This is a genomic window from Azospirillum agricola (assembly GCF_020005195.1).
Taxonomy (GTDB): Bacteria; Pseudomonadota; Alphaproteobacteria; order Azospirillales; family Azospirillaceae; genus Azospirillum; species Azospirillum agricola.
Genome location: NZ_JAIFZR010000005.1, coordinates 2,151,789 through 2,176,156 on the forward strand (window position 1 = coordinate 2,151,789; position 24,368 = coordinate 2,176,156).

Here is a 24,368-nt window from a genome sequence, read left to right on the forward strand (position 1 = left end):
ACGAATGCGGCGTGGTGATTTCTTCCGTTGCCAACAATTATAGCAACGGAGCGTGGTCGCTCCCAGGAGGAGGACTGCCAATGCGGTTGCAAACCGACCCGTCGTGCTTTTCGATCACGGCTTTCCTCGCCGATCAGGTGAGCTTGGTGGCGCGAAAGGAGAGGCTTCCGCCGGGAGCGGCGCTGCTTCGTCTCCAGGAATGGTCGCGCACGCCGGAAGGCCGGAAGCGGCTGCTGCGCCTCGTTGCGGAGGCCGCCGCCCTCGAAACCCATCCCCACGAGGCCGCCAAGATCGACGCGATCCGCGACGAGCTGGCGGCGCGCGGCTATGACGGGCGCGACGATGGCCATGGCGGCTATGACAACGGACGGCATCACCGGGCCGCCGCCTGACTTGCCGCGTGACGGGCGGGGGGACCGCGCGCCATAATGGCGCGTTCTCCACCAGCCCGGTTCCTTCGTGCGTGCTCGCTTCGCCTTTCTGCCGCTGATGCTCGCGCTGGCGGGTGGTCCCGTCGCGGCCCAGCAGCCACCGGGCGGACCGCCTCCGCCGCTGCCGCCGGGCTATGTCGAGGAACCGGAGGAGCCGCCCGAGGATCCGCTGCCGCCGCCGCCGATGGAGTTCCCCATCGTCCCGCCGGAGCCGGTCGTCGTGGCGCCCGACGCGGTCGATCTGCTGAAGGCCTGCAAGGAAGCCGCCTTCACCGATTGCTTCCGTATGTGGCAGCCGCCCCCGCCCGAACCGGAACCGGTGCTGGCGTTTCCCGTTCCGCCGCCGTTGTCCGGTCCCGGCGCACCGCCTCCGCCGGGTGCGGGCGCACCGCCACCACCACCCTTGCCACCACCGCACGATCCGGCGAAGGCCGCCGCCGCGGCGGCTGCCGACAAGGCGACCTTCGACGCGCTGGCCAAGGCGTTGAAGGACAGCGGCCTGGACGGCAAGGTGCTGCTGACCAACCCCTCGGCCGCCGGCCCGACCCTGCAACGCGATTCGACGCCGACGTCCAAACCAATTCCGACGAGAGCCAAGCCGTGACACGCTTCGCCCAACCCGACATCGACCGGGTGTCCGACTTGATCCGTTCCGTCGCCAAGGCGGAGATCCTGCCCTGGTTCCGCAATCTCGCCGCCGACGGCATCCGCCAGAAGACCGGTCCGATGGATCTGGTGACGCTGGCCGACGAGGCCGCGGAACGGGCGCTGACCCCGGCGCTCGCCGACCTGCTGCCCGGCAGCCGCGTGATCGGCGAGGAGGCGGCGTCGGAGAATCCGCGCGTCCTCGATCGTCTCCAGGGAGACGACCCGGTGTGGATCATCGATCCGGTGGACGGCACGTTGAACTTCGCCGAGGGACGCCCGCTCTTCGCGGTGATCGTCGCGCTGGCGCAGAAGGGCGAGACCATCGCCGGCTGGATCCACGACCCCATCGACGGCCGCATGGCGATGGCGGTGAAGGGGGAGGGCGCATGGCTCGACGGGCGCCGGGCGCGGGTGGCCGACGCGGTGCCGCTGCCCGACATGGTGGGTGCCCTGTCCACCCGCTTCTGCGGCGAGGCGATGGCCGCGCAACTGGAGGAACGCAGCGCCGGGCTGGGCGAGCGGGTGTGCCTGTCGAGCGCCGCGCAGGAGTATCTGCGGCTGCTGGAGGGGCGGGCGCATTACTCGCTCTATCACCGGCTGATGCCGTGGGACCATGCGGCGGGCGTGCTGCTGCACGCCGAGGCCGGCGGTCACGCGGCGCTGGTTGGCGGGGCTGCGGATGGCGTGCCCTACCGGCCGACCGCGTTGAACGGCAGCTTGCTGCTGGCGCCCGACGCGGAGAGCTGGCGGGCGTTGCATGGGCGGCTGTTTGGGTGAAGAGGGCCGGGTGGGCCAGCGGCGCTCGCCCCCCAATCCCGCTTACCGCTGCACGAGCCCCCGCAGCCGGTACAGTTCCTCCAGCGCGGCGCGTGGGGTGAGGCTGTCCGGGTCGATGGCGAGCAGCGCTTCCTCCACCGGAGAAGGACCGGCCGGGGCGGCCGGCGCCGGCTCGGCAGCCGGAGCCGGCGCACGTTTCAGGGCGGCGCTGAACAGCGGCAGATCCTCGGCCAAGCGGTGGATCGCCGCGTTCTGGTCGCCCGATTCCAGCAGCTTCAGCACCGCCTCCGCCCGCCCGACCACCGCCGGCGGCAGGCCGGCCAGCTTGGCGACGTGGATGCCGTAGCTGCGGTCGGCCGAACCCGCCGTCACCTCGTGCAGGAACACCACGTCGCCCTGCCATTCCTTGATGCGCATGGTGTGGCAGGACAGCGCCGGCAGCTTGGCCGCCAGCATGGTCAGCTCGTGGTAATGTGTGGCGAACAGCGCGCGGCAGCGGTTGACGTCGTGCAGGTTCTCCACGCAGGCCCAGGCGATCGACAGGCCGTCGAAGGTCGCCGTGCCGCGCCCGATCTCGTCGAGGATCACCAGCGCGCGCGGGCCGGACTGGTTGAGGATGGCGGCGGTCTCGACCATCTCGACCATGAAGGTGGAACGGCCGCGCGCCAGATCGTCGGCGGCGCCGACGCGGCTGTAGAGCCGGTCCACCGACCCGATGTGGGCGTGGTCGGCCGGCACGAAGCTTCCCATCTGGGCCAGCACGGCGATCAGCGCGTTCTGCCGCAGGAAGGTGGACTTGCCGGCCATGTTCGGGCCGGTCAGCAGCCACAGCCGGTTGTCGGTCGCCAGATCGCAGTCGTTGGCGACGAAGGGGCCGCTGTTGGCGGCGTCCAGCATCGCCTCGACCACCGGGTGGCGCCCGCCGCGGATGTCGAAGGCCAGCGAGCCGTCGACCAGCGGGCGGGAGTAGCGCCGCTCCATCGCCAGCTCGGCCAGAGAGGTGGCGACGTCGAGCGCTGCCAGCGCGTGGGCGGCCTGGGCGATGGCGTCGGCGCGGCTCGTCACCTCCTCGACCAGATCGGCGAACAGCTCCAGCTCGACCGCCAGCGCCTTCTCGGCGGCTTCCGAGATGCGGCGCTCCAGGTCCGACAGCTCGACCGTGCCGAAGCGTACGGCGTTGGCCATGGTCTGGCGGTGCATGAAGACCTCGCGCCCCTTGTCCGACATCAGCTTGTCGGCGTGGGCGGCCGTGACCTCGATGTGATAGCCCAGCACGTTGTTGTGCTTGATCTTCAGCGCCGGCACTCCGGCGATCCCGGCGTATTTCGCCTGGAGGCCGGCGATCAGCCGGCGGCTCTCGTCGCGCAGCGTCACCAGCTCGTCGAGCGCGTAGGAATAACCCGGGGCGATGAAGCCTCCGTCGCGGGCCAGCAGCGGCAGCTCCGCCGCCAGCGCCTGGCCGAGCTGGCCGACCAGCTCCGTGTGCTCGCCCAGCCGCTTGTCGACCACGCCCAGCCCGTCCGGCAGCGGCCCGATGTCGCTCAGCAGATGCCGCACCGCGCCGGACTGGAGAAGCCCGTCGCGCACCGCCGCCAGGTCGCGCGGGCCGCCGCGCCCCAGCGTCAGCCGCGACAGCGCGCGCTCCAGGTCGGGGCAGCGCTTCAGCGTGTCGCGCAGCTCGCCGCGCAGCCGCTCCTCGTTCAGCACGAACTCGACCATGTCGAGCCGCTTGGCGATGGCGGCCGGGTCGGTCAGCGGCGCCGACAGGTGGGCGGCCAGCAGGCGGGCGCCGGCCCCGGTCACCGTGCGGTCGATGGTGGCGAGCAGGCTGCCGCGCCGCTCGCCGTTCATGGTGCGGGTCAGCTCCAGGTTGCGGCGGGTCGAGGCGTCGATCTCCATCACCGCGCCCGGCCCGACCCGGCGCGGCAGCGACAGGCGGGGAACCCGGCCCTTCTGCGTCAGCTCGACATAGCCGACCAGCGCGCCGGCGGCGGCCACCTCGGCGCGGGTGAAGGTCCCGAAGGCGTCGAGCGTGCCGACCCCGTAGAGCGCCAGCAGGCGCTGCCGGCCGTTCTCGCTGTCGAATCGCGGGGTGGGCTGGATGGTCAGGCGGGACTTCCACTCGCCCCACAGCTCGAACAGGTCGGGCTGCTGGCCGAGCTTCTCGGAAATCAGCACCTCCTGCGGGTCGAGCCGTCCGAGCGCCGCTCCCAGTCCCGCGCGCTCGACCGGCTGCACCACCAGCTCGCCGGTCGACATCTCCAGCCAGGCGAGCCCGACCCCGCCGGCCGTCTCCGCCACCGCCGCCAGCCAGTTGGAGGAGCGCGAATCGAGCAGGCTGTCCTCGGTCAGCGTGCCGGGGGTGACGATGCGGATGACGCCGCGCTTGACCACCGATTTGGCGCCGCGCTTCTTCGCCTCCGACGGGTCCTCCATCTGTTCGCAGATGGCGACGCGGAAGCCCAGGCGGATCAGGCGCAGCAGATAGTTCTCGTGGCTGTGGACCGGGACGCCGCACATCGGGATGTCCTCGCCCAGATGCTGGCCGCGCTTGGTCAGCGCGATGTCCAGCGCCGCCGCCGCGTTGACCGCGTCGTCGAAGAACATCTCGTAGAAATCGCCCATCCGGTAGAACAGCAGGCAGTCGGCGTGCGCCCGCTTGATCTCCAGATACTGCGCCATCATCGGCGTGGCGTCGGGCGGGATGACGATGGCGGCGGCTGCGGCTGCGGCTGCGGCTGCGGGGGCGGCGGTGTCGGACACGGGAACGTTCAACCGTCTTGGTCGGAGGGAAAGGCGGGGCGGCGGGGGTGGGGGCAACCCTATCACGGCGCATGCATACCGGGCCATGTCCTGGTCGAACAACCCGGAGGCGCTCCCGCCGCAGGGATTGCGACACCCTCGCCATTGACGGGTGCCGTGGCGCAGACGTTCAATGGAGCGTCAACGAACGGAAGCGACCGGGAGACGTCCACCATGACGCAGACGACCGAACAGAGCGCCACCCGCGAGGTGCGGGAGGTCGTTGCCCTCTTCACCGATCGTGCCGGCTTCGATCGCGCGGTGGCGGCCTTGCTGGAGGCGGGGTTCGACCGCTCCGACCTGTCGGTGCTGGCGAGCCACACCTCGCTCGACGCCGCCGATCCCAAGGCGGCCAAGCCGAAGGACGAGGCGCTGACCGGGCTGGTGGGCGAGCTGAAATACGCCTTCCCGCTGACCACCGCCGGCCTGATCGCCATCGTCGGCGGCCCCATCGAGGCGGCCTTCGCGGCGTTGGTCGCCGCCGGTCTGGGCGGGGTGGCGATCAAGGATTATCTGGACGAACTGACCAGCCACCCCAAACCCGACGAGTTCTCCCGCGCGCTGGAGGCCGGCGGCGTCATCCTGTGGGTGATGGTCGGCGCCCCGGAGGACGAACTGCGCGCCAGCGCCATCCTGGAGCGCGAGGGCGGCGGCAACGTCCATCTCTCGACCCGCGAGGCGTGAGGGAAACCCGCTCGGCGCGTCAGGCGGTCAGGTCGACCGCCGCGCCGCGCTGGGCGTCCTTGCCGGCCAGCCGGCGCTTCAGCTCCTCGGCGATCTCCTTTTCGATCGCCGAGCGCTTCTCCGGGTCCATGGCGGCCAGATCCTCCTCGCTCACCTTGTGCCGGGCGAGCAGTTCTTCCCGGATGCGTTGGGCCGGGGTCTTCTGCGCCTCCTTGATGAAGGCGTCGGCTGCGCTGACCTTGGTCGGCTCCAGCGCGCCGGTGGAATCGCCGCTCTTCACCGAAGAGGTGGAGCCGGAGCGGAACTGGCCGTAGACGCTGGCCAGATAGCCGGAAATCTGCATGACGGTTTCTCTCGACCGATGGGACGGGAGACGGCCACGCAAGTTTCATGCAAACCGAAGGATGCTTTCTTTTCAACCGTTTGAAACGAGCCGTCGGGGGCAGGGGCTGCCGGGCGGCAGAATTGGCCGGGCGGTTCCTTCCGCCTTCAGGCCGCCTGGACGCGCATGGCCTCCGCCTGATCGACCGGGCGCAGCCCCCACGCCTTGAACTCCGCCTGGACGATCGAGGCCCAGCCCATGCGGACGACCACCAGCTTGAAGCGGTCGGCGATGTCGCGGCTGGCGACGAGATCGTTCACCTGCCACAACAGGCTGTTGTCCACCGCCCTGGGATGCAGGGCCGCCACCCGGCTCAGCCGGGCCGCCAGGGTGGCCGGGGAATGACGGCCCTCGCCGCGCTCGGCCTGCGACAGCGCGTCGCCGAGCGCCGCCAGCTCACGCCGCGCCATGTTCCCCGTGCCGATCATCGCCCGTCTTCCTCCGCTGGACTCCGGATGGATCATGGGCGGTCGGGTGGGAACCCGCAGTGACGGCGGTCACACCCGCGCGGCGGCGTTGCGCGGTCGTGCCCGCGCGGCGGCATTGCGGTTGGCAGCAGGTGCCAAGGCCGCCGTTTGCCGTTATAGTTCGAACGGTTTGTCCAGCCCGGACCACCGCCGTTTCCGGCGACCGCTTCCCGGCCGCCGTTCTGGAAGGTCGCTCCCCAACGATGCTGTCCACCCGCGCCGCGCCTCCCCCCTCCGCCCCGCCCAACACGATCCCCAACAAGCGCGCGATCATCTCGCGCCGCAGGCTGGCCGGCGAGCTCGAGGCGCTGGTCGCCGAGTTCGGCACCGGCGACAAGCTGCGGCCGGCGCTGCTCGCCTGCCTGCGCAAGGCGCTGACCGACGGGCGGCAGGAGGTGCACCGGCGCTTCGAGGCCGGCGGATCGGGCGAGGAGTGCGTGCGGGAGAACTGCTACCTCGCCGACCGTCTGGTCGGCGCGCTGGCCGACTTCACCGTGCTGCACATCTTCCCGACCGCCAACCCGACCTCGGGCGAGGTCTTCGACGTCGCGGCGACCGGCGGCTACGGGCGCGGCGAGTTGGCGCCCTTCTCCGACATCGACCTGCTGTTCCTGCTGCCCTACAAGCGCACGCCGCGCGTCGAGCAGGTCGTCGAATACATGCTCTACATCCTGTGGGATCTGGGGCTGAAGGTCGGCCACGCGGTGCGCAGCGTCGACGACTGCATCCGCCAGTCCAAGGCCGACGTCACCATCCGCACGGCGATCCTGGAATCCCGCTATCTGTGGGGGCCGGGCAAGCTGTTCGCCGAACTGCGCAAGCGTTACGACAAGGAGGTCGTCGCCGGCACCGGCCCGGAGTTCGTCGAGGCCAAGCTGGCCGAGCGCGACAACCGCCACCTGAAGATGGGCGACAGCCGCTATGTGCTGGAACCCAACCTGAAGGATGGCAAGGGCGGCCTGCGCGATCTCCAGACCCTGTTCTGGATCGCCAAGTACCTCTACCGGGTCGAGGGGGTGGACGAGCTGGTCGGCAAGAAGGTGCTGACGCCGGAGGAGGCGCAGCGCTTCGCCAAGGCGCAGAACTTCCTGTGGACCGCGCGCTGTCACCTGCATTACCTGACCGGCCGCCTGGAAGACCGGCTGACCTTCGACGTGCAGACCTCGATCGGCGCCGCCATGGGCTACACCGACCATGCCGGTACCAAGGGCGTCGAGCGCTTCATGAAGCATTACTTCCTGGTCGCCAAGGACGTCGGCGACCTGACGCGCATCTTCTGCGCGGCGCTGGAGGCCGAATCGAAGCGCCCGCCCAAGTTCAACCTGCTGCGGCTGGCCTCGGTCGCCCGCCGCAAGGACGTCGACGGCTTCATCGTCGACGGCGAGAGGCTGAACGCGCGGGACGAGCGCCAGTTCAAGGAAAAGCCGATCGACATGATCCGGCTGTTCCACACCGCGCAGATCAACGACATCGACATCCACCCGGCGGCGCTGCGCTCCATCACCCGCTCGCTGACCGCGATCGGGCCGAAGCTGCGCACAGACCCCGAGGCCAACCGGCTGTTCATCGACATACTGACCGGACCAAAGGATCCGGAGATCACCCTGCGCCGCATGAACGAGGCCGGGGTGATGGCCCGCTTCATCCCCGACTTCGGCCGGGTGGTGGCGCAGATGCAGTACGACATGTACCACGTCTACACGGTGGACGAGCACACGCTGTTCGCTCTGGGCATCCTGCACAAGATCGCCGCCGGCGATCTTGTCGATGAACTGCCGCTGTCGTCGGAGGTCATCCACAAGGTCGTGTCGAAGCGGGCGCTCTACGTCGCCGTGCTGCTGCACGACATCGCCAAGGGGCGCGGCGGTGACCATTCGGTGTTGGGCGCGCGCGTGGCGGAGAAGCTGTGCCCGCGCCTCGGCCTGACGGCCGAGGAGACGGAGACGGTGGCGTGGCTGGTGCGCTGGCACCTCGCCATGTCCTACACCGCCTTCAAGCGCGACCTGGAGGACGACAAGACCGTCCGCGACTTCGTGGCGCTGGTCCAGTCGCCGGAGCGGCTGCGGCTGCTGCTGGTGCTGACGGTCGCCGACATCCGCGCGGTCGGACCGCAGCGTTGGAACAACTGGAAGGCCACGCTGCTGCGCGAGCTCTACAACCGTTCCGAGGAGCTGATGTCCGGCGGCATGACGGTGGAGGGGCGCGGGCGCCGCATCCAGTCGGCCCAGGCCGGGCTGCGGCTGGAACTGACCGATTTCGACGACGCGGCCTTCGAACAGCACAAATCCCTGGGCTACCCCGCCTATTGGCTGGCCTTCGACGCCGGAACGCTGGCCCATCACGCCCGCATCGTGCGCGAGGCCGAACGCGACGGCCGCGACCTCACCGTCGACACCCGCATCGACCGCGCGCGCGCGATCACCGAGGTGACGATCTACGCCACCGACCATCACGGGCTGTTCTCCCGTCTGGCCGGCGCCTTCGCCGCCTCGGGCGCGGACATCGTCGACGCGCGCATCTTCACCATGACCAACGGGATGGCGCTCGACGTCTTCACGGTGCAGGACGCGGCGGCCGGCGGCGCCTTCGAGAGCCGCGACAAGCTCGCCAAGCTGTCGGTGATGATCGAGAAGGTCCTGTCCGGCCAGTTGAAGCCGTTGCAGGATTTGGCGACGCGCCGGACTCCGCACTCCAGCCGCACGCGGGTCTTCCATGTGCCGCCGCGCGTGCTGATCGACAACAACGCCTCGACCACCCACACGGTCATCGAGGTGAACGGGCGCGACCGGCCGGGGTTGCTGTACGACCTGACCCGCGCCCTGTCGAATCTGACGCTCCAGATCTCGTCGGCGAAGATCTCGACCTTCGGCGAGAAGGCCATCGACGTCTTCTATGTGAAGGACGTCTTCGGCCTGAAGGTCACCCACGAGACCAAGCTGGCCAAGATCAAGGAGCGCCTGCTGCACGCCCTGGCCGATCCGGCCGGCGACGCGACCCCCGCCCCGGCTCCGGTCAAGCGGACGGTGCGGAGCAAGGCGGCGGAATAGGGCCGGGGGCTCGTGTTCTTCCGCGAGAAAACCCGCCGTTCTCCGCCGGGGGCGAGGGGCTGTCCGTTTCGGCGAGGCGGCGCTCAGTAGTCCTGCGCGCCGTGCTTCAACCGCACCAGCTTGCCGGACAGCAGCGACAGCAGAAGCTGCACGACCACCTCATGCACGATCAGCGTGTGGTGGTTGCCGCTCTCCTGCATCTCGCGGCGCAGGGCCTCGCGCACGGCCGGCACGCCGGTGACGTCGATCAGCACATCCAACCGCTCGCCCAGCCGGGCCAGTTCCATGAAGTCGGTGGTGGTCGGAACGCCGCGCTCGCGGGCCAGCGTGACGCCCGGCGCCTCGCGGTCGAGGTCGGCGACGCCCAGAAGCTCGACGAACGGGGCGTCCAGCAGCTTGTGCAGCAGGGGGGTGCCGGTCTCGCCGGCGCCGATGACGGCGACGCGGAACAGATCGGTGGACATGGGGCGCGTTCCTTCCTGGGGTGGAAAATCCTGGCCCGGCCTCCGGGGCCGTGGCGGGCAAGAAAAAAGCGGGAAGCCGAAGCTTCCCGCTCGAACCCTAGCCGAGCCGGCGTCCGGTTTGACCCGGACGCGGCGTCGCACCCCAAGATCGGGCTCCGAATCCGGAGCCCCGCTCCAGGGATCAGCTCCAGGCGGCCATCTTCTTCTCGAGATTGTCCGACAGCTTGTCGAGGAACTGCTTGGTGGTCAGCCACGGCTGCTGCGGACCGATGAGGATCGCCAGATCCTTGGTCATGTAGCCGGACTCGACGGTCTCGACGCAGACACGCTCCAGCGTCTCGGCGAACTTGACGACGTCCGGGGTGTCGTCGAACTTGCCGCGGTAGGCCAGACCCTGGGTCCAGGCGTAGATCGACGCGATCGGGTTGGTCGAGGTCTCCTTGCCCTTCTGGTGCTCGCGGTAGTGGCGGGTCACCGTGCCGTGGGCGGCCTCGGCCTCGACGGTCTTGCCGTCCGGCGTCACCAGCACCGAGGTCATCAGGCCGAGCGAGCCGAAGCCCTGCGCCACCACGTCCGACTCCACGTCGCCGTCGTAGTTCTTGCAGGCCCAGACGAAGCCGCCTTCCCACTTCAGGGCCGAGGCGACCATGTCGTCGATCAGGCGGTGCTCGTAGACGATGCCCTTGGCCTTGAACTGCTCGGCGTAGGTCTCGTCGAAGATCTTCTGGAAGATGTCCTTGAAGCGCCCGTCATAGGCCTTCAGGATCGTGTTCTTGGTCGACAGATAGACCGAGTAGCCGCGCTCCAGGCCGTACATGAAGCTGGAATGGGCGAAGCCCTCGATCGACTCGTCGAGGTTGTACATGCCCATCGCCACGCCGGCGCCGGGGAAGTCGTAGACCTCGTGCTCGATCTTCTCGCCACCCTCGGCCGCTTCCCACTTGATGGTCAGCTTGCCCGGGCCGGGGACGACGAAGTCGGTCGCCTTGTACTGGTCGCCGAAGGCGTGGCGGCCGATGATGATCGGCTTGGTCCAGCCCGGCACGTAGCGCGGAACGTTGGAGCAGACGATCGGCTCGCGGAACACGGTGCCGCCCAGGATGTTGCGGATGGTGCCGTTCGGCGACTTCCACATCTTCTTGAGGTTGAACTCCGTCACCCGCGCCTCGTCCGGGGTGATGGTCGCGCACTTGACGCCGACGCCATACTTCTTGATCGCGTTGGCCGACTCGACGGTCACCTTGTCGTCGGTCGCATCGCGGTTCTCGACGCTCAGGTCGTAGTATTTCAGGTCGATGTCGAGATAGGGCAGGATCAGCTTGTCTTTGATGAACTGCCAGATGATGCGCGTCATCTCGTCGCCGTCGAGTTCGACGACCGGGTTGGCGACCTTGATCTTGGACATGGGTGCGAGATCTCCCCGAACGGGTAAGGGCGTTGTCGTTTCCTGGATGCCGGGCGCGCTGTCCAGCGAGCGCTTGTTGCCGGGCGACCGCAGGCGCGGTCGCCCGATACCCCGGGCGGACTGAATCGCGGTTATATAGCACTGCCCCGGTCAGGAAAGGAAGGCACGGCGGACAGCCGGTCATCATTGTCGCACGGGCATGGCAAGGAGCTTGCCGGTCCGGCGTGGATCAGGCCGCCGATTCCGCCGGCCGGGCGCTGCGGGCGGGTGTCATGGCCTGGGCTCCGGTTTGGGCTTCCGTCCGGGCGAGATCACGCTCGGCGTCGACCATGTAGTCGCGCACCAGCGGCACCGCTCCCAGCGAGCGGGCCAGTTGGATCTGGAACACCATGTGGCCCTGGGTGCGGAAGCTCAGCTCGGCGCCGGCCAGGTAGAACTCCCACATCCGGCAGAAGCGCTCGTCGTAGAGCGCACGGGCCTCCTCGCGGCGGGCCTCGAAGCGGCTGCGCCAGCGGTGCAGCGTCTCCGCGTAATGCAGGCGCAGGATCTCCACGTCGGTCGAAAGGAGGCCGGACGCTTCGATGGCCGGCAGGACCTCCGACAGGGCAGGGGAATAGCCGCCGGGAAAGATGTACTTGCGGATCCAGGGGTTGGTCGAGCCGGGGCCGTCGAGACGGCCGATGGCGTGGAGCAGGGCGGCCCCGTCCACGGTCAGCAGCGACCGCACCGCTTCGAAGAAGGTGCGGTAATGCGGCACGCCGACATGCTCGAACATGCCGACCGAGACGATCCGGTCGAAGCGTTCGGTGCCGCTGGCCGCCAGTTCGCGGTAGTCGCGCAGCTCGAAGGTCACGCGGTCGGACAGGCCGGCCGCCGCGGCGCGCTCGCGGGCGACGGCGAGCTGTTCGGAGGACAGCGTGATGCCGGTGACCCGCGCCCCGGTCATCCGCGCCAGATACAGCGCCATGCCGCCCCAGCCGCAGCCGATGTCGAGCACGCGCATGCCGGGCACCAGAAGCAGCTTGGCGGCGATGTGACGCTTCTTGGCCTCCTGCGCCTCGTCCAGCGTCAGGCCGGGCTGCGGGAAGTAGGCGCAGGAGTATTGCATGTCGCGGTCGAGGAACAGCTCGTAGAACCGGCGCGACAGGTCGTAATGGTGCTCGACGTTGCGGCGGGAGCGCCGCGCCGGGTTGTGCTGCTGGAGAAGCCGCAGGGCGGGCGACAGCGTCTCCAGCACGCGGCCCAGCGCGCCCTGCACGCTGCTGTCGGTCATCAGCAGCGCCAGCAGGTCGTAAATCGATCCACCATCCACCGAGAGGCGGCCGTCCATGTAGGCCTCGCCCAGGCGCAGGCGTGGATTCAGCAGCAGGTCGCGCTCGACCCGGCGGTCGTGCAGCCGCAGGGTGAGGGCGGGAACCCCGGCGCCGATTCGTCGGCGCCGCCCGTCGGCGGTGACGAGGTCGAGTGCTCCGTCGCCGATGGCGGCGGCAAGAAGGCGGACAAGCAGCATGCCGAACTCCTCGCGCGTGATCCTCAACAAGAATGACGCGCGCGGAAGGGTGCGACAATCCGCCGATGGGTCAGGCCTGCTCACCCAATCGGGCGAGCACCGATCGGAGCATCCGTTCGGGCGCGAAACACGAAAAACCGCCCGATCCCGGCGTGGGATGGGCGGTTTTCGGACGAGCGGCGCGCGGCCTCCCCGGCCATCGAGCCGGGGAGGCCGCCGAATAGGCGATCAGGCCTCTTCGTCTTCCGTCGCGGTCTCCTGGACGTAGGACTCTTCCTCGTCCTCGTCGCGCAGGTCGGCGGCGGTGACCATGCCACCGCGCTGGGCCTGCAACTCCGACTCTTCCTGCGAGCGGGCGACGTTGACCGTGACGCTGATCGTGACTTCCGGATGCAGGACGACACGGACCTTGAACAGGCCGAGCGTCTTGATCGGGGTGTCGATCACGATCTGCTTGCGGTCGGTCTTGTAGCCGGCCGCGTCCAGCGCGTCGGCGATGTCGCGGTTGTTGACGGAGCCGTACAGCACGCCGGTCTCGGCGGCCTGACGGATCACGACGACCGTGACGCCGTCCATCTTGGTCGCGACCTCCTGGGCGTCCTTGCGGCGCTCCAGGTTCACGGCCTCGAGGTGGGCCTTCTGCTTCTCGAAGACCGCCATGTTCGCCTTGGTGGCGCGCATGGCCTTCTTCTGCGGCAGCAGATAGTTGCGGGCGAAGCCCGGCTTGACGTTGACGACCTGGCCCATCTGGCCGAGCTTCTCAACCCGCTCCAGCAGAATAACTTCCATCACTCGTCCTCCTGACCGGGGGCGGCGCGGGTAAACCGGCGTCGCAGCCCGATCCATTGCTCGATCATGCCCAGGCCGACCAAAAGCAGGATCGGCCACCCGAAGAGAAACAGCACGAGGTAGAACCCGACGAGGATCGGCGTGCGCGCCGACCGGCTTCGGGCCACCACATGAACCACCGAAAGCCCGGCAAAGGCGAACGGCACCGCCAGGATCAGCGCGAGGTTGACCGCCAGGAAGCCGAAGCTGTCCGGCAGCACGCTCGCCCCCAGCACCGCCGCGAGGAAGGCGGGGACCAGCCAGCGCGGCAGTTCCAGCTCGGCCAGGCGCATGGGCGGTCGCTTGTTGCGGCCGAACCGCATCAGCGCGCCCTGCGCGAGCGCCGCATTGACGATCGTCATGGTCACCCACGAGATCGCCACCAGCCCCGGTAGGGCGGCCGCCATCCAGATCTCCTCCGGATCCGGGGCCGTCTGGCCCTGCGCGCGGAACAGGGGCTCGGCCACGCGGGCCAGCGTCCGGCGCACCACGCCTTCCAGCCCTCCGGGCTGGTCGAACGTGAGGATCACGGCGGCGAGGATGGCCGCCACGCCCATCCCGACCAAGCCCATCAGGACCCGGCCGGGCGGATACCATTCCAGGGTTCCGTCGCCGGACGTCCGCGCCAGCAGCGACTGCCGCACCACCAGGATGGCCGGAGCGGCTCCGGTCACCAGATAGGCGAGCGACACCAGCGTGCTGCCCGACGTACCGGCCATCACCGCGGCCGCCCCCACCAGACCGGCGAGGAGAACCGCCGACGTCCCCAACCACAGCCCCGCGAGGAACAGGGGCAGGGGAGCCAGATAGCCCAGGATCAGCGTCCCGAACCCGCCGAACGTGACCGACAGGTAGAAGAACGCGCTGACCAGACCGCCACCGGCGGCGATAACCAGCGGAGCGGCCAGACCGGCGGCCATGGGAACCCTTTCGACCTTTGCCTAAAACTCTCGATCCGGTCCGGGCTTACTTCACGATGTACGGAAGCAGGGCCAGGAAACGGGCGCGCTTGATGGCGCGGGCCAGTTCACGCTGCTTCTTCGTCGAGACCGCGGTGATGCGGCTCGGGACGATCTTGCCACGCTCCGAGATGAAGCGGGACAGCAGCTTGACGTCCTTGTAGTCGATCGCCGGAGCGTTCGCGCCGGAGAACGGGCAGGTCTTGCGGCGGCGGAAGAAGGGGCGGCGGGCGCCGCCACCGGTGCGGGCCGGAGCGCCCGTGGTCTGCTTGTCGCTCATTACGCGGTCTCCCCTTCACCAGCGGCAACATTCTCCTGACGGCGCGGCGGACGCGGGCCGCGGTCGTCGAAGCGGCGGGGACCACGGTCGCCACGCTCTCCGCGCTCGCTGCGCTCGTTCCGGCTCTGCATCATCGCCGACGGGTTGGCATCGAGTTCGTCGACGCGCACGGTCATGTAGCGCAGGACGTCCTCGTTGATGCTCATGTTCCGCTCCATCTCGGCGACGGCGGCGGCCGGCGAATCGAGATTGAACAGGGTGTAGTGACCCTTGCGGTTCTTCTTGATCTTGTAGGTCAGGGTCTTCAGACCCCAGTACTCGGTCTTCGCGACCGTGCCGCCGTTGTCGCGGATGATCTGGGCGAAGGTCTCACCGAGCTGCTCGGCCTGGGCGGCCGAGATGTCCTGGCGTGCGATCAGCACGCACTCGTAAAGTGCCATTGCACTCCCCATGGCTGTTCATGGTCCGGCGCTGCGCCGCCACCCCCTATGGATGGGGTCAGCCGCCCGGGCCTAGCCGGCGGCAAGCCGTCGGCAAGGAGTTATGAAGCGGCGCAGTATGCACGGGGCGGCCTCGCTGTCCAGCGGAAATCCAGGGAAAATTCAGGCGGCCCCGCAGTTTCCGCCGCCGCCCGCCGGGTGCTCCGGAAAGCGGCCCCTCCCCGTCGAGCTTACGCCCGCCGGCCGGGCCGCGCCAATAATGGGAAGTTCCCGGCACATTCAGCCAAAAGAGCGAACAAGGGCCGCAGGGGCCGCGTTCCCGCCACTGTCCCAGGGCCGCGCGGCAACGTCGCGGGGCCGGACGACCCAGCCACAAGGCACCGGACGGCAAGCGACGGCCGCTTTCCTCACTTCGGCTCGCACGGGGATACCAATGCGCAGAGACACCCTGCCTTATCATGTCGTGGAGTTGCGCGGGCTCGCCTGCATCCTTCTGGTCGCCTATCACGTCGTCGGGGTGCCCGGCACCGGCATGCAGGTTGAGGACGGATCCCTCTACCGCTACGCGACGAGCAGCTTCGAGCTGATCCGCATGCCGCTCTTCACCTTCCTGTCGGGGCTGGTCTATGCCCTGCGGCCGGCGGCGGGCGGGGCGCTCCCGTCCTTCTTCGCCAAGAAGCTGCGGCGCCTGGGCTTTCCGTTCCTGGTCGTCTCCACCCTCTTCTACCTCGTGCAGACGCACGCGCCGGGGGCCAACGGCAGCTTCGCGCCGAACGCGATGTGGGAGATCTACGTCTATTCCTATGCCCATTTCTGGTATCTGCAATCGCTCTTCCTGATCTTCGCCTTCGTGGCGCTGCTCGACGCGGCGCGGCTGATCGACCGGCCCGTTCCCTTCGCGGCGGCCCTCGGTCTGGCGATGATCGGCTGCCAGACGATCCACACCGAATCGAATCCCTTCTCGATCAACGAGACCTTTGTCCTGCTGCCGCACTTTCTGCTCGGCGTCGCGGTGACCCGTTTCCGCGACCGGCTGCCGCGCCGCGCGCTCCTGGGGACGGCCGGCGGCGCCTTGCTGCTCGGGCTGGCGCTGCACCAGGCGTCGCTGCTGGGGGCGATCCATCATTATTTCGGCTGGAACAGCGCGGTGGCGCTGCTGTGCGGCATGGGCGGCGCTGTGACCCTGCTGCACGCCATGCCCTCCAGCGCGGTGTTCCGGACCGTCGGCAAATCCTCCTACGCCATCTATCTGCACCACGCCTTCTTCACCGCCGGCGCGCGGGTGCTGCTGCACAAGCTCGGCTATGGCGATGCCGCGGTGTTCGGGGTGGCGCTGCTCGCCGGGCTCGCCGGGCCGATGATGCTGGAAGCGGCGGCGCAACTGCGGCCCTGGACCCGCGTCGCCCTGGTCGGCAAGGCTTGAGCCGGCTTTCCTGGCGGATTCGGCGTTCTTCATAGAAAGGGCGTGAACAGCGCAAGATTCGGAAAGCCTCTCGTCATGAACAGCCGCGTCGAAGCTGGCTGTTCATGGGCGTTTTGCCTGGATCAAGCGCATTTTATCGACCCTTGGCGGGTTCGGTCGTCGCGCGTCGCTTGACTTGCCCAAAAGGGAGGGTATGACTGTCGCGCATTCCATGGCGCCGCCGCGAGGGGCGGGGCGCCTTCCATCCAGGGTTCCATACGACACATGACCAGGGCGTTCGTCTTTCCGGGGCAGGGCAGCCAAGCCGTCGGCATGGGCCGCGAACTCGCCGAAGCGTTCGAAGTCGCGCGCCACACCTTCGAAGAGGTGGACGACGCGCTGAACCAGCGGCTGTCGCGCCTGATGGTCGAAGGCCCCGAGGCCGACCTGACCCTGACCGAGAACGCCCAGCCCGCCCTGATGGCGGTCAGCGTCGCGGTGATGCGGGTGTTGCAGAGCGAGGGCGGGATCGATCTCGCCAAGCACGCCGCCTTCGTCGCCGGTCATTCGCTGGGCGAGTATTCGGCGCTCTGCGCCGCCGGCGCCTTCACGCTGGCCGACACCGCGCGCCTGCTGAAGCTGCGCGGGCAGGCCATGCAGAAGGCCGTTCCGGTCGGCAAGGGCGCCATGGCGGCCCTTCTGGGCGCCGAACTGGAGCAGGCGCAGGCCATCGCCGCCGACTCCGTCGACAGCGCGCTCGGCGAGGTGTGTTCCGTCGCCAACGACAATTCCGTCGGCCAGGTGGTGATCTCCGGCAGCGCCGAGGCCATCGACCGCGCCATCGCGCTGGCCGCCGAGCGGGGGCTGAAGCGCTCCGTCCGCCTGCCGGTCTCCGCCCCCTTCCACTGCGCGCTGATGCAGCCGGCCGCCGACGCGATGGCCGAGGCGCTGGCGTCCGTCACCATCGCGGCGCCGGTCGTGCCGGTGGTCGCCAACGTGACCGCATCAGCCGTCTCCGATCCCAACGTGATCCGCCGCCTGCTGGTCGAGCAGGTCACCGGCATGGTCCGCTGGCGCGAATGCGTCCTGGCCATGAAGGAGCAGGGCGTGTCGACTCTGGTCGAGGTCGGGTCGGGCAAGGTGCTGGCCGGGCTGACCAAGCGAATCGACAAGGAACTCTCCGCCACGTCGGTCGGCACCCCGGCGGACGTCGAGTCGTTCCTCAAGACCCTGTGAGGATTCCCACCATGTTCGATCTGACCGGCAAGTCGGCCCTCGTCACCGGCGCATCGGGCGGCATCGGCGCGTCCATCGCCCGCGCGCTGCACGCCCAGGGCGCCGCCGTCGCGCTGTCCGGCACCCGCACCGCCCCGCTGGAGGCGCTGGCCGCCGAACTGGGCGAGCGCGCCTTCGTGGTCCCCGGCAACCTGTCCGAGGCCGCCGCCACCGAGCAGCTCTTCAAGGACGCCGAGGCGGCGCTGGGCAAGGTGGACATCCTGGTCAACAACGCCGGGCTGACCCGCGACCAGATCGCCATGCGGATGAAGGATGAGGACTGGCAGGCCGTCCTCGACGTGAACCTGACGGCCGCCTTCCGCCTGTCGCGCGCCTCCATGCGCGGCATGATGAAGCGCCGCTGGGGCCGCATCGTCAACATCACCTCCGTGGTCGGCGTCACCGGCAACCCGGGGCAGGCCAACTACGCCGCGTCGAAGGCTGGCCTGATCGGCATGTCGAAGGCCCTTGCCGCCGAGCTGGCCTCGCGCAACATCACGGTCAACTGCGTCGCGCCGGGGTTCATCACCACGGCGATGACCGACGCCCTGAACGACGAGCAGAAGCAGAAGCTGCTCCCCGCCATCCCGGCCGGCCGCATGGGCGAGCCGGGGGAGATCGCCGCCGGGGTCGTGTACCTCGCGAGCGAAGAGGCCGCCTACGTCACTGGCCAGACGCTGCATGTCAACGGCGGCATGGCCATGATCTGAGGCGGTAAGCCTCTTGTGAAGCTTCGCGGCCCCCAGCCCCCGCGGGCGCTGGTCAAGGCTGCGGAAATGTGTTATCGGACGGGGCTTTTCGCAGCAGGACGGCACGCAGGCCGCGTGTCGCTCCGACCGGATTATCCCGAGCGGTTTCCCGAGCGATTTCAAGGATTGGAAGGTCAGATAAGATGAGCGACATCGCCGAGCGCGTGAAGAAGATCGTTGTGGACCACCTGGGTGTCGAGGAGTCGAAGGTGGTGGAGAACGCCTCCTTCATCGACGATCTGGGCGCCGACAGCCTCGACACCGTCGAGCTGGTCATGGCCTTCGAGGAGGAGTTCGGGGTCGAGATCCCCGACGACGCCGCCGAGAAGATTCTGTCGGTGAAGGACGCCATCGACTTCATCAAGGCGAACGCCCCGGCCTGATCGGGCAGGGACGCCTTTACCGGTGGCCAGGCGATCCGCGACGCGGTGGCCTGGCCGTCGACGTTTTTTCGAGGATAGGTCAGGAAACAGCTCATGAGACGTGTCGTCGTCACCGGCCTCGGTCTGGTCACGCCGCTTGGCGTTGGCCACACGGTGAACTGGGAGCGGCTGATTGCCGGTCAATCGGGAATCCGCGCGATCACGGGCTTCGAGACGTCCGACCTCGCCTCCAAGGTCGCTGGTCAGGTTCCGCGCGGTACGGGCGACGGCGATTTCAACGCCGATTCCTTCGTGCCGCCGAAGGACCAGCGCAAGATGGATGACTTCATCCTCTACGCGATCGCGGCGGCGCAGGAAGCCATCCGGGATTCCGGCTGGACTCCGCAGACCGACGAGGAGCGCGAGCGCACCGGCGTGATGGTCGGCTCCGGCATCGGCGGCCTTCCGGGCATCGCCGACGGCGCCGTGACCCTGCACGAGAAGGGGCCGCGCCGCCTGTCGCCCTTCTTCATTCCCGCCTGCCTGATCAATCTGGCGTCGGGCCACATCTCGATCCAGCACGGCTTCAAGGGCCCCAACCACTCGGTGGTCACCGCCTGCTCGACCGGCGCGCACGCCATCGGCGACGCCGCCCGCCTGATCATGTGGGACGACGCCGACGTCATGGTCGCCGGCGGCACCGAGGCGGCGGTCAGCCGCCTGGGCGTGGCCGGCTTCGCCGCCATGCGCGCCCTGTCCACGAATTTCAACGACACGCCCGACAAGGCGTCGCGCCCCTACGACAAGGACCGTGACGGCTTCGTCATCGGCGAGGGTTCGGGCGTCGTCGTCCTCGAGGAGCTGGAGCACGCGAAGAAGCGCGGCGCCACCATCTACGCCGAAATCGTCGGCTACGGCCTGTCGGGCGACGCCCACCACATCTCCGCCCCGGCTGAAGACGGAAACGGCGGTTTCCGGGCGATGAGCGGGGCGCTGAAGCGTGCGGGCCTGACCCCGGCCGACATCGATTACGTCAACGCCCACGGTACCTCGACGCCGCTCGGCGACGAGATCGAGCTGGGCGCCGTGAAGCGGCTGTTCGGCACCGCCATGGACAAGCTGGCGATGTCCTCCACCAAGTCGGCCATCGGCCACCTGTTGGGCGCCGCCGGCGCGGTCGAGGCGATCTACTCGATCAAGTCGATCAACCACGGCATCGTGCCGCCGACCCTGAACCTGGAGAACCCGTCGGAGAGCTGCCAGGGCGTCAATCTGGTGGCGAAGGTCGCCCAGGAGCGCCGGGTCCGCGCGGCGCTGTCGAACTCCTTCGGGTTCGGCGGCACCAACGCGTCGCTGGTCTTCAAGGAGTTCGCGTAAGCGGCATGGGCTGGGGCCTCCGGATCATCGCGGGGGCGCTGGTCGTTGCCGGCGCCACCGTCGGCGTCGGCGTCTGGGGTGCCATGCGGGTCATGGCCCCCGGTCCGCTCGAGCAGCCGGAAACCGTGGTCATCCCGCGCGGCAGCGGGATCGAGGCCATCGCGATCACGCTCGGCGACGCCGGGGTGATCGATTCGCCGCTGCTGTTCGTCGCTGGATCCAAGCTGATGGGGCTGATGGGGCCGGTGCGCGACCTGAAGGCGGGCGAATATCTGTTCCCCGCCGGAATCAGCATGGAAGCCGTGCTGGAGCAAATGCGCCAGGGCCGCACCGTGGTGCGGCGCTTCACCGTGCCGGAGGGGCTGACCTCGGCGCAGGTGGTGGCCCTGCTGGACAAGGAGCCGGCCCTGACCGGCGAGTTGGGCAAGGTGCCGAGGAACGGCGCGCTGCTTCCCGAAACCTACCATTACGCCTATGGCGACAGCCGTGCCGCGCTCGTCGAGCGGATGCAGACCGCGATGACCCAAGCGCTGGCCGAGGCGTGGAAGGGGCGCGAGGACGGCTTGCCGATCGAGACGGCCGAGCAGGCCTTGACCCTGGCCTCCATCGTCGAGAAGGAAACCGGCGTCGCGGCCGAGCGCGCCAGGGTGGCGGGTGTCTTTCTCAACCGGCTGGAAGCCGGGATGAAGCTGCAATCCGATCCAACGGTGATCTACGCCCTGACCGATGGTTCGGGCGAGTTGGGCCGGACGCTGACCCGCAACGACTGGAAGTTCGAGTCGCCCTACAACACCTACCAGATCAACGGCCTACCGCCGGGACCCATCGCCAACCCCGGCAAGGCGTCGCTTCTTGCGGTTGTGAAGCCGGAGAAGCATGACTTCCTTTATTTTGTCGCCGATGGTACCGGTGGGCATGTTTTCGCCAAGACGTTGCCGGACCACAACCGCAACGTCGCCCGCTGGCGTGAACTCCAGCAGAGCAGGCCTGGCGGCCACGGAGAAACGTCATCGGATTGATGGCCGATGCGCCGATATCGTTTCGCCCGGTTGCGGGATGTTGTCTCGTCCGGCACTCTTCGCGTCGCAACAGAAATTGTCACGACCCAGCGAGGAGAGTGTGATGAGCCTGGATGTCGAGCGGCGCATCCGCGATCGCGCCTACGCGATCTGGTTGGAGCAGGGCTGTCCGGATGGTTGCGACGCCGATCATTGGTTGCAGGCTGAACGCGATGTCGCGGCTCAGGCTGAGGAGACGACCGCACCGGCGAAGGCGGCGCCGCGCAGGGCGGTGAGGAAGGCCAAGGCCGAACCGGTGACGACCCTGTCCGCCGCGGTCGAGACGGCGGCACCGGAACTGGTCGCCGAATCTCCCAAGACGCGCAAGCCACGCGCCCGCAAGACGGTTCCGGCCTGACCGGCCGGTTCCCGCAATCGGAACAGTGAAACCGGCGCCGCCGTTCAGGCGGCGTTGGATGCCGCCAGGGCGATCGGTTCGCCGCTCGACGCCGCGACGACGACGCCGGCAACCCCGCCATAGGATTTGCGGGCGGCGCGCAGACGCTCCAGCGATTCCTGAAGACTCTCCTGGGCAAAACCGGGGGCAAGGCCGGCCAGTTCACCTTCCGTCAGGGCGATGAAACCATCCAGGAGGCGCGCGTGGATGCGGCTGGCCGTGCGGACTTCATCGGCGATCATCGGAGTGGGCATGTCGGCTTCCCTTGTCTTGGGTTGATCTCTGGGTGATCCGTGAATCGAAGGCCGGGATTGATCGTCCCGACGCCCCCAATAAGCCGCCAACACGGTTAAAACAAACTTAAATGCCATCTAACGCCGCGAAGGGAATAGGAATTACCACTTTTTCCCATTCGCTCGCCGATGAATTTTATTTCAGCCAGCCGCAGCCGCTTCGCTCGCTTCTTGAAAGCGATCTTCATCTCGTCATCCCCGCGCTCCGCGTGGGGCACCAGCGGCGAGTTCCAGGGTCTCAAACCGCCTTGAAGCGGGCCACCTGCCGGCGGGTTTCATCGGCCAGCCGCGAGAGGTGGACCATGGTCGCGGCGATCTCCTCCGACGCCGCGGCGTTCTTCGAGGCCACGGTGCGCACGCTCTCGACCGACCGCTCGATCTCCCTGACCGATGCCTGCTGCTGCTCCATCGCCACGGCGACGGACTGGAACGCCTTGTCGATGCGGGCCACCCGCTCGGCCAAACCGTCCATCATGCGGCGGGCCTGCTCGGTGACGGTCATGCCCTCCTGAGCCATGGCCGCCGCGGTTTCGACGATGTCGGCGATCTGACGGGCGCTCTCGACGGCGTTGTCGGCGAGCTTGCCGACCTCCTCGGCGACGACCTCGAAGCCCTTGCCCTGCTCGCCGGCGCGGGCGGCCTCGATGGAGGCGTTGACGGAGAGGATGTTGGTCTTCACCGCGATCTGGGTGATCGCCTCGGTGATGCGGCCGATGCGCCGGCTGTTCTCGGCGATGGTCTGCGAGACGCGCAGCAGGCGGGCCATGTCGTCGCGGCCCTTGTCGGCGAAGCCGGCGGCGTCCTTGACCATGTCCGAGGCGTCGCGGGTGCTGTCGGTGACATGGGCGATGGCGCGGGCCGACTGGCCGACGGCGGTGGCGACCTGATCGAGGTCGTCGGTCTGTTCCGACGCGCCGTCCGAGACGTGGCCGATGGCGGTGCTGGCCTGCCCGGCGGCGACGGCGACCTGGGTCGCCTGTTCGCCGATCCTCTGGAAAGCCGAGCCGGTGTCCTTCAGCAGCGCGATCATCTCGCCGTAGGCGCCGTGGAACTCCGATGCGGTCGCCGTTCCGGCCGCGCCGGTGGTCACGCCGGACAGCCGGTGCATCTCGTGGTGCAGGCCGTGCAGCACCTGGATCACGCTGACGGTGGCGCGGCCGATGGCGCCCAGCTCGTCGCGGCGGCCGGTGCCGGGCACGGCGGTGGAGAGGTCGCCTTCCGACAGGCGCTGGATCGCCCGCGTGGTCGCGGCGATCGGGCCGGTCAGGCTGCGGGCGATGACGATCGACAGCAGGATGCCGACGCCGAGCGCGCCGAGCGCGCCGCTCCACAGCAGGAAGGCGGCGCGGGCGCGGCCGGTTTCGCGTTCGGTCATCTGCATCTCGACCAGATGACCGACCCGCTCGCTGACGGCGGCGGCGGCGTCGCGCATCGCCGCGCGGGCGTTCAGCCGGCTCTGGATGATGTCGACGACGAGCAGGAACTCGGTCTCCACCCCCAGGACGCTGGCGGTCAGATCGTCGACCGCCTTCAGGGCGTCGGGATCGGGCGCGCTCCTGCGCATGTCGCCGACGACGTGGAGCAGCCTGTCGATGCCGGCGTTCAGCGCGGTGCCGCCCGATCCGCCATTCTCGATCAGGAACTGCTGGACGTCGAGCAGGGCGCCCCGCGTCTCCTGGACCAGCCGGCCGGCGATGCCGCCGAGCCGCACCGACGAGTCCAGCGCCGCCAGCGCCCCGTCATCGGCCGGAGCCTCGCGCAGCCGCGCCAGGAGCGTCCGGTAACGGTCCTCCTGCGCCGCCGATACGCTCTGCGCGGCCTCCAGCAGCACGGAGGTCTGCCGGCGCAGCTTGGCGAGTCCGGCGAACTTGTCGGCCTCCAGCTTCACCACCTCGTCGAAGGATTTGCGGTAGGTGGCGAGCTTGTCGAGCGCCTCGGACAGGATCTGGTGGTCCATCGGATGCGTGCGGTCGGCGAGCAGGGACTCGACGTCCGCTCTCAGGGCGTCGGTCAGGGCGCGGACCTGACGGCTCGCCGCCGGCTCGACGTCCAGCAGATAACGGGCCTCCTCCAGCCTTGCCTGGTTCAGCCGGGTGTCGAGCGCGGCGGTCCGGCTGGCGACGTCGACATGCTCCGCGTAGCTGTTCAGCCCCCGCCAGCCGATGACCGCGACCGTCACGGTCAGCAGAAGAACGGCGGCGAAGCCCATGGCGATGCGGGTCGAGATCGACATCCCGGCGGTGTCCTGCGTGGCGGTGGCGTCCATGGCGGCGGGGTGGCGAAGCGTCGGCCAGCCGCTCTTCGCCACCTCCTCCGATTTCACCTTGCGTC

General features: G+C 68.9%; 24 protein-coding genes. 12 read left to right on the forward strand and 12 right to left on the reverse strand.

Annotated elements, in window-relative coordinates; translation table 11 throughout:
• Positions 1–80: 80 nt before the first annotated feature.
• The 3 genes from JN22_RS25175 (at position 81) to JN22_RS25185 (ending at position 1,856) form a co-directional block, all read left to right on the forward strand.
• Positions 81–392, forward strand: a complete 312-nt coding sequence (locus JN22_RS25175; protein WP_085556496.1) for a hypothetical protein — start codon at positions 81–83, stop codon at positions 390–392.
• Positions 393–459: 67 nt separating this feature from the next.
• Positions 460–1,035 carry a hypothetical protein gene (locus JN22_RS25180; RefSeq protein ID WP_085556497.1) on the forward strand — a complete coding sequence of 192 codons (576 nt, stop codon included), beginning with the start codon at positions 460–462 and terminating at the stop codon, positions 1,033–1,035.
• The gene (locus JN22_RS25185; RefSeq protein WP_085556498.1) at positions 1,032–1,856 is read left to right on the forward strand and encodes an inositol monophosphatase family protein; all 825 of its coding nucleotides are present in this window, start codon (positions 1,032–1,034) and stop codon (positions 1,854–1,856) included. The genes JN22_RS25180 and JN22_RS25185 overlap by 4 nt, the downstream gene beginning before the upstream one ends.
• A 42-nt stretch (positions 1,857–1,898) precedes the next feature.
• Here the strand turns inward: JN22_RS25185 and mutS are convergent, their stop codons facing one another.
• Positions 1,899–4,541 (reverse strand): DNA mismatch repair protein MutS, encoded by a 2,643-nt coding sequence (mutS, locus tag JN22_RS25190; RefSeq protein ID WP_223677954.1) that lies wholly within the window; start codon positions 4,539–4,541, stop codon positions 1,899–1,901.
• Positions 4,542–4,832: 291 nt separating this feature from the next.
• On the opposite strand from mutS, the gene JN22_RS25195 reads away from it, so the two are divergent.
• Positions 4,833–5,342, forward strand: a complete 510-nt coding sequence (locus JN22_RS25195; protein ID WP_085556499.1) for a hypothetical protein — start codon at positions 4,833–4,835, stop codon at positions 5,340–5,342.
• A 19-nt stretch (positions 5,343–5,361) separates the two neighbouring features.
• On the opposite strand, the gene JN22_RS25200 is transcribed toward JN22_RS25195, so the two are convergent.
• Together JN22_RS25200 and JN22_RS25205 are read right to left on the reverse strand one after the other, a co-directional pair.
• Complete coding sequence (locus tag JN22_RS25200; protein ID WP_085556500.1) at positions 5,362–5,685, reverse strand: hypothetical protein; 324 nt, start codon at positions 5,683–5,685, stop codon at positions 5,362–5,364.
• Positions 5,686–5,831: 146 nt separating this feature from the next.
• A complete protein-coding gene (locus JN22_RS25205; protein WP_143268411.1) occupies positions 5,832–6,152 on the reverse strand; it encodes a hypothetical protein in 321 nt (106 codons plus the stop codon).
• Between the two features lie 242 nt (positions 6,153–6,394).
• On the opposite strand from JN22_RS25205, the gene JN22_RS25210 reads away from it, so the two are divergent.
• Positions 6,395–9,238, forward strand: a complete 2,844-nt coding sequence (locus JN22_RS25210; protein ID WP_085556502.1) for a [protein-PII] uridylyltransferase — start codon at positions 6,395–6,397, stop codon at positions 9,236–9,238.
• Positions 9,239–9,321: 83 nt separating this feature from the next.
• On the opposite strand, the gene JN22_RS25215 is transcribed toward JN22_RS25210, so the two are convergent.
• The 7 genes from JN22_RS25215 to rpsF form a co-directional block, all read right to left on the reverse strand.
• Positions 9,322–9,702, reverse strand: coding sequence for an oxidoreductase (locus tag JN22_RS25215; RefSeq protein ID WP_085556503.1), 381 nt, complete (start codon positions 9,700–9,702; stop codon positions 9,322–9,324).
• 181 nt (positions 9,703–9,883) lie between these two features.
• Complete coding sequence (locus tag JN22_RS25220; protein WP_085556504.1) at positions 9,884–11,107, reverse strand: NADP-dependent isocitrate dehydrogenase; 1,224 nt, start codon at positions 11,105–11,107, stop codon at positions 9,884–9,886.
• Between the two features lie 229 nt (positions 11,108–11,336).
• Positions 11,337–12,617 carry an SAM-dependent methyltransferase gene (locus tag JN22_RS25225; RefSeq protein ID WP_085556505.1) on the reverse strand — a complete coding sequence of 427 codons (1,281 nt, stop codon included), beginning with the start codon at positions 12,615–12,617 and terminating at the stop codon, positions 11,337–11,339.
• Between the two features lie 228 nt (positions 12,618–12,845).
• A complete protein-coding gene (gene rplI / locus JN22_RS25230; RefSeq protein ID WP_085556506.1) occupies positions 12,846–13,406 on the reverse strand; it encodes a 50S ribosomal protein L9 in 561 nt (186 codons plus the stop codon).
• Complete coding sequence (locus JN22_RS25235) at positions 13,406–14,365, reverse strand: DUF2232 domain-containing protein (protein WP_085556507.1); 960 nt, start codon at positions 14,363–14,365, stop codon at positions 13,406–13,408. The genes rplI and JN22_RS25235 overlap by 1 nt, the downstream gene beginning before the upstream one ends.
• Before the next feature lie 46 nt (positions 14,366–14,411).
• Entirely contained in the window at positions 14,412–14,684 is a 273-nt protein-coding gene (rpsR, locus tag JN22_RS25240; protein ID WP_085556508.1) for a 30S ribosomal protein S18, read from the reverse strand.
• Entirely contained in the window at positions 14,684–15,124 is a 441-nt protein-coding gene (gene rpsF / locus JN22_RS25245; RefSeq protein WP_085556509.1) for a 30S ribosomal protein S6, read from the reverse strand. The genes rpsR and rpsF overlap by 1 nt, the downstream gene beginning before the upstream one ends.
• A 433-nt stretch (positions 15,125–15,557) precedes the next feature.
• On the opposite strand from rpsF, the gene JN22_RS25250 reads away from it, so the two are divergent.
• From JN22_RS25250 to JN22_RS25280, 7 genes are all read left to right on the forward strand, one after another.
• Entirely contained in the window at positions 15,558–16,547 is a 990-nt protein-coding gene (locus JN22_RS25250) for an acyltransferase family protein (protein WP_085556510.1), read from the forward strand.
• 264 nt (positions 16,548–16,811) lie between these two features.
• Positions 16,812–17,762: an ACP S-malonyltransferase gene (gene fabD, locus JN22_RS25255; RefSeq protein WP_085556511.1), complete on the forward strand. Its 951-nt coding sequence runs from the start codon at positions 16,812–16,814 to the stop codon at positions 17,760–17,762.
• Positions 17,763–17,773: 11 nt separating this feature from the next.
• Positions 17,774–18,511 carry a 3-oxoacyl-[acyl-carrier-protein] reductase gene (gene fabG, locus JN22_RS25260; RefSeq protein ID WP_085556512.1) on the forward strand — a complete coding sequence of 246 codons (738 nt, stop codon included), beginning with the start codon at positions 17,774–17,776 and terminating at the stop codon, positions 18,509–18,511.
• 182 nt (positions 18,512–18,693) lie between these two features.
• On the forward strand, positions 18,694–18,933 hold the full coding sequence (locus tag JN22_RS25265) for an acyl carrier protein (protein ID WP_085556513.1): 240 nt from the start codon (positions 18,694–18,696) through the stop codon (positions 18,931–18,933).
• Between the two features lie 93 nt (positions 18,934–19,026).
• Positions 19,027–20,289, forward strand: coding sequence for a beta-ketoacyl-ACP synthase II (gene fabF / locus JN22_RS25270; RefSeq protein WP_085556514.1), 1,263 nt, complete (start codon positions 19,027–19,029; stop codon positions 20,287–20,289).
• Positions 20,290–20,294: 5 nt separating this feature from the next.
• Complete coding sequence (mltG, locus tag JN22_RS25275) at positions 20,295–21,308, forward strand: endolytic transglycosylase MltG (protein WP_085556515.1); 1,014 nt, start codon at positions 20,295–20,297, stop codon at positions 21,306–21,308.
• Between the two features lie 103 nt (positions 21,309–21,411).
• Positions 21,412–21,705: a DUF2934 domain-containing protein gene (locus JN22_RS25280; protein ID WP_085556516.1), complete on the forward strand. Its 294-nt coding sequence runs from the start codon at positions 21,412–21,414 to the stop codon at positions 21,703–21,705.
• A 44-nt stretch (positions 21,706–21,749) separates the two neighbouring features.
• Here JN22_RS25280 and JN22_RS25285 read toward each other — a convergent pair whose 3' ends face one another.
• A complete protein-coding gene (locus JN22_RS25285; protein WP_085556517.1) occupies positions 21,750–21,998 on the reverse strand; it encodes a hypothetical protein in 249 nt (82 codons plus the stop codon).
• Between the two features lie 277 nt (positions 21,999–22,275).
• Entirely contained in the window at positions 22,276–24,360 is a 2,085-nt protein-coding gene (locus tag JN22_RS25290; RefSeq protein ID WP_223677879.1) for a HAMP domain-containing methyl-accepting chemotaxis protein, read from the reverse strand.
• Positions 24,361–24,368: the final 8 nt, after the last annotated feature.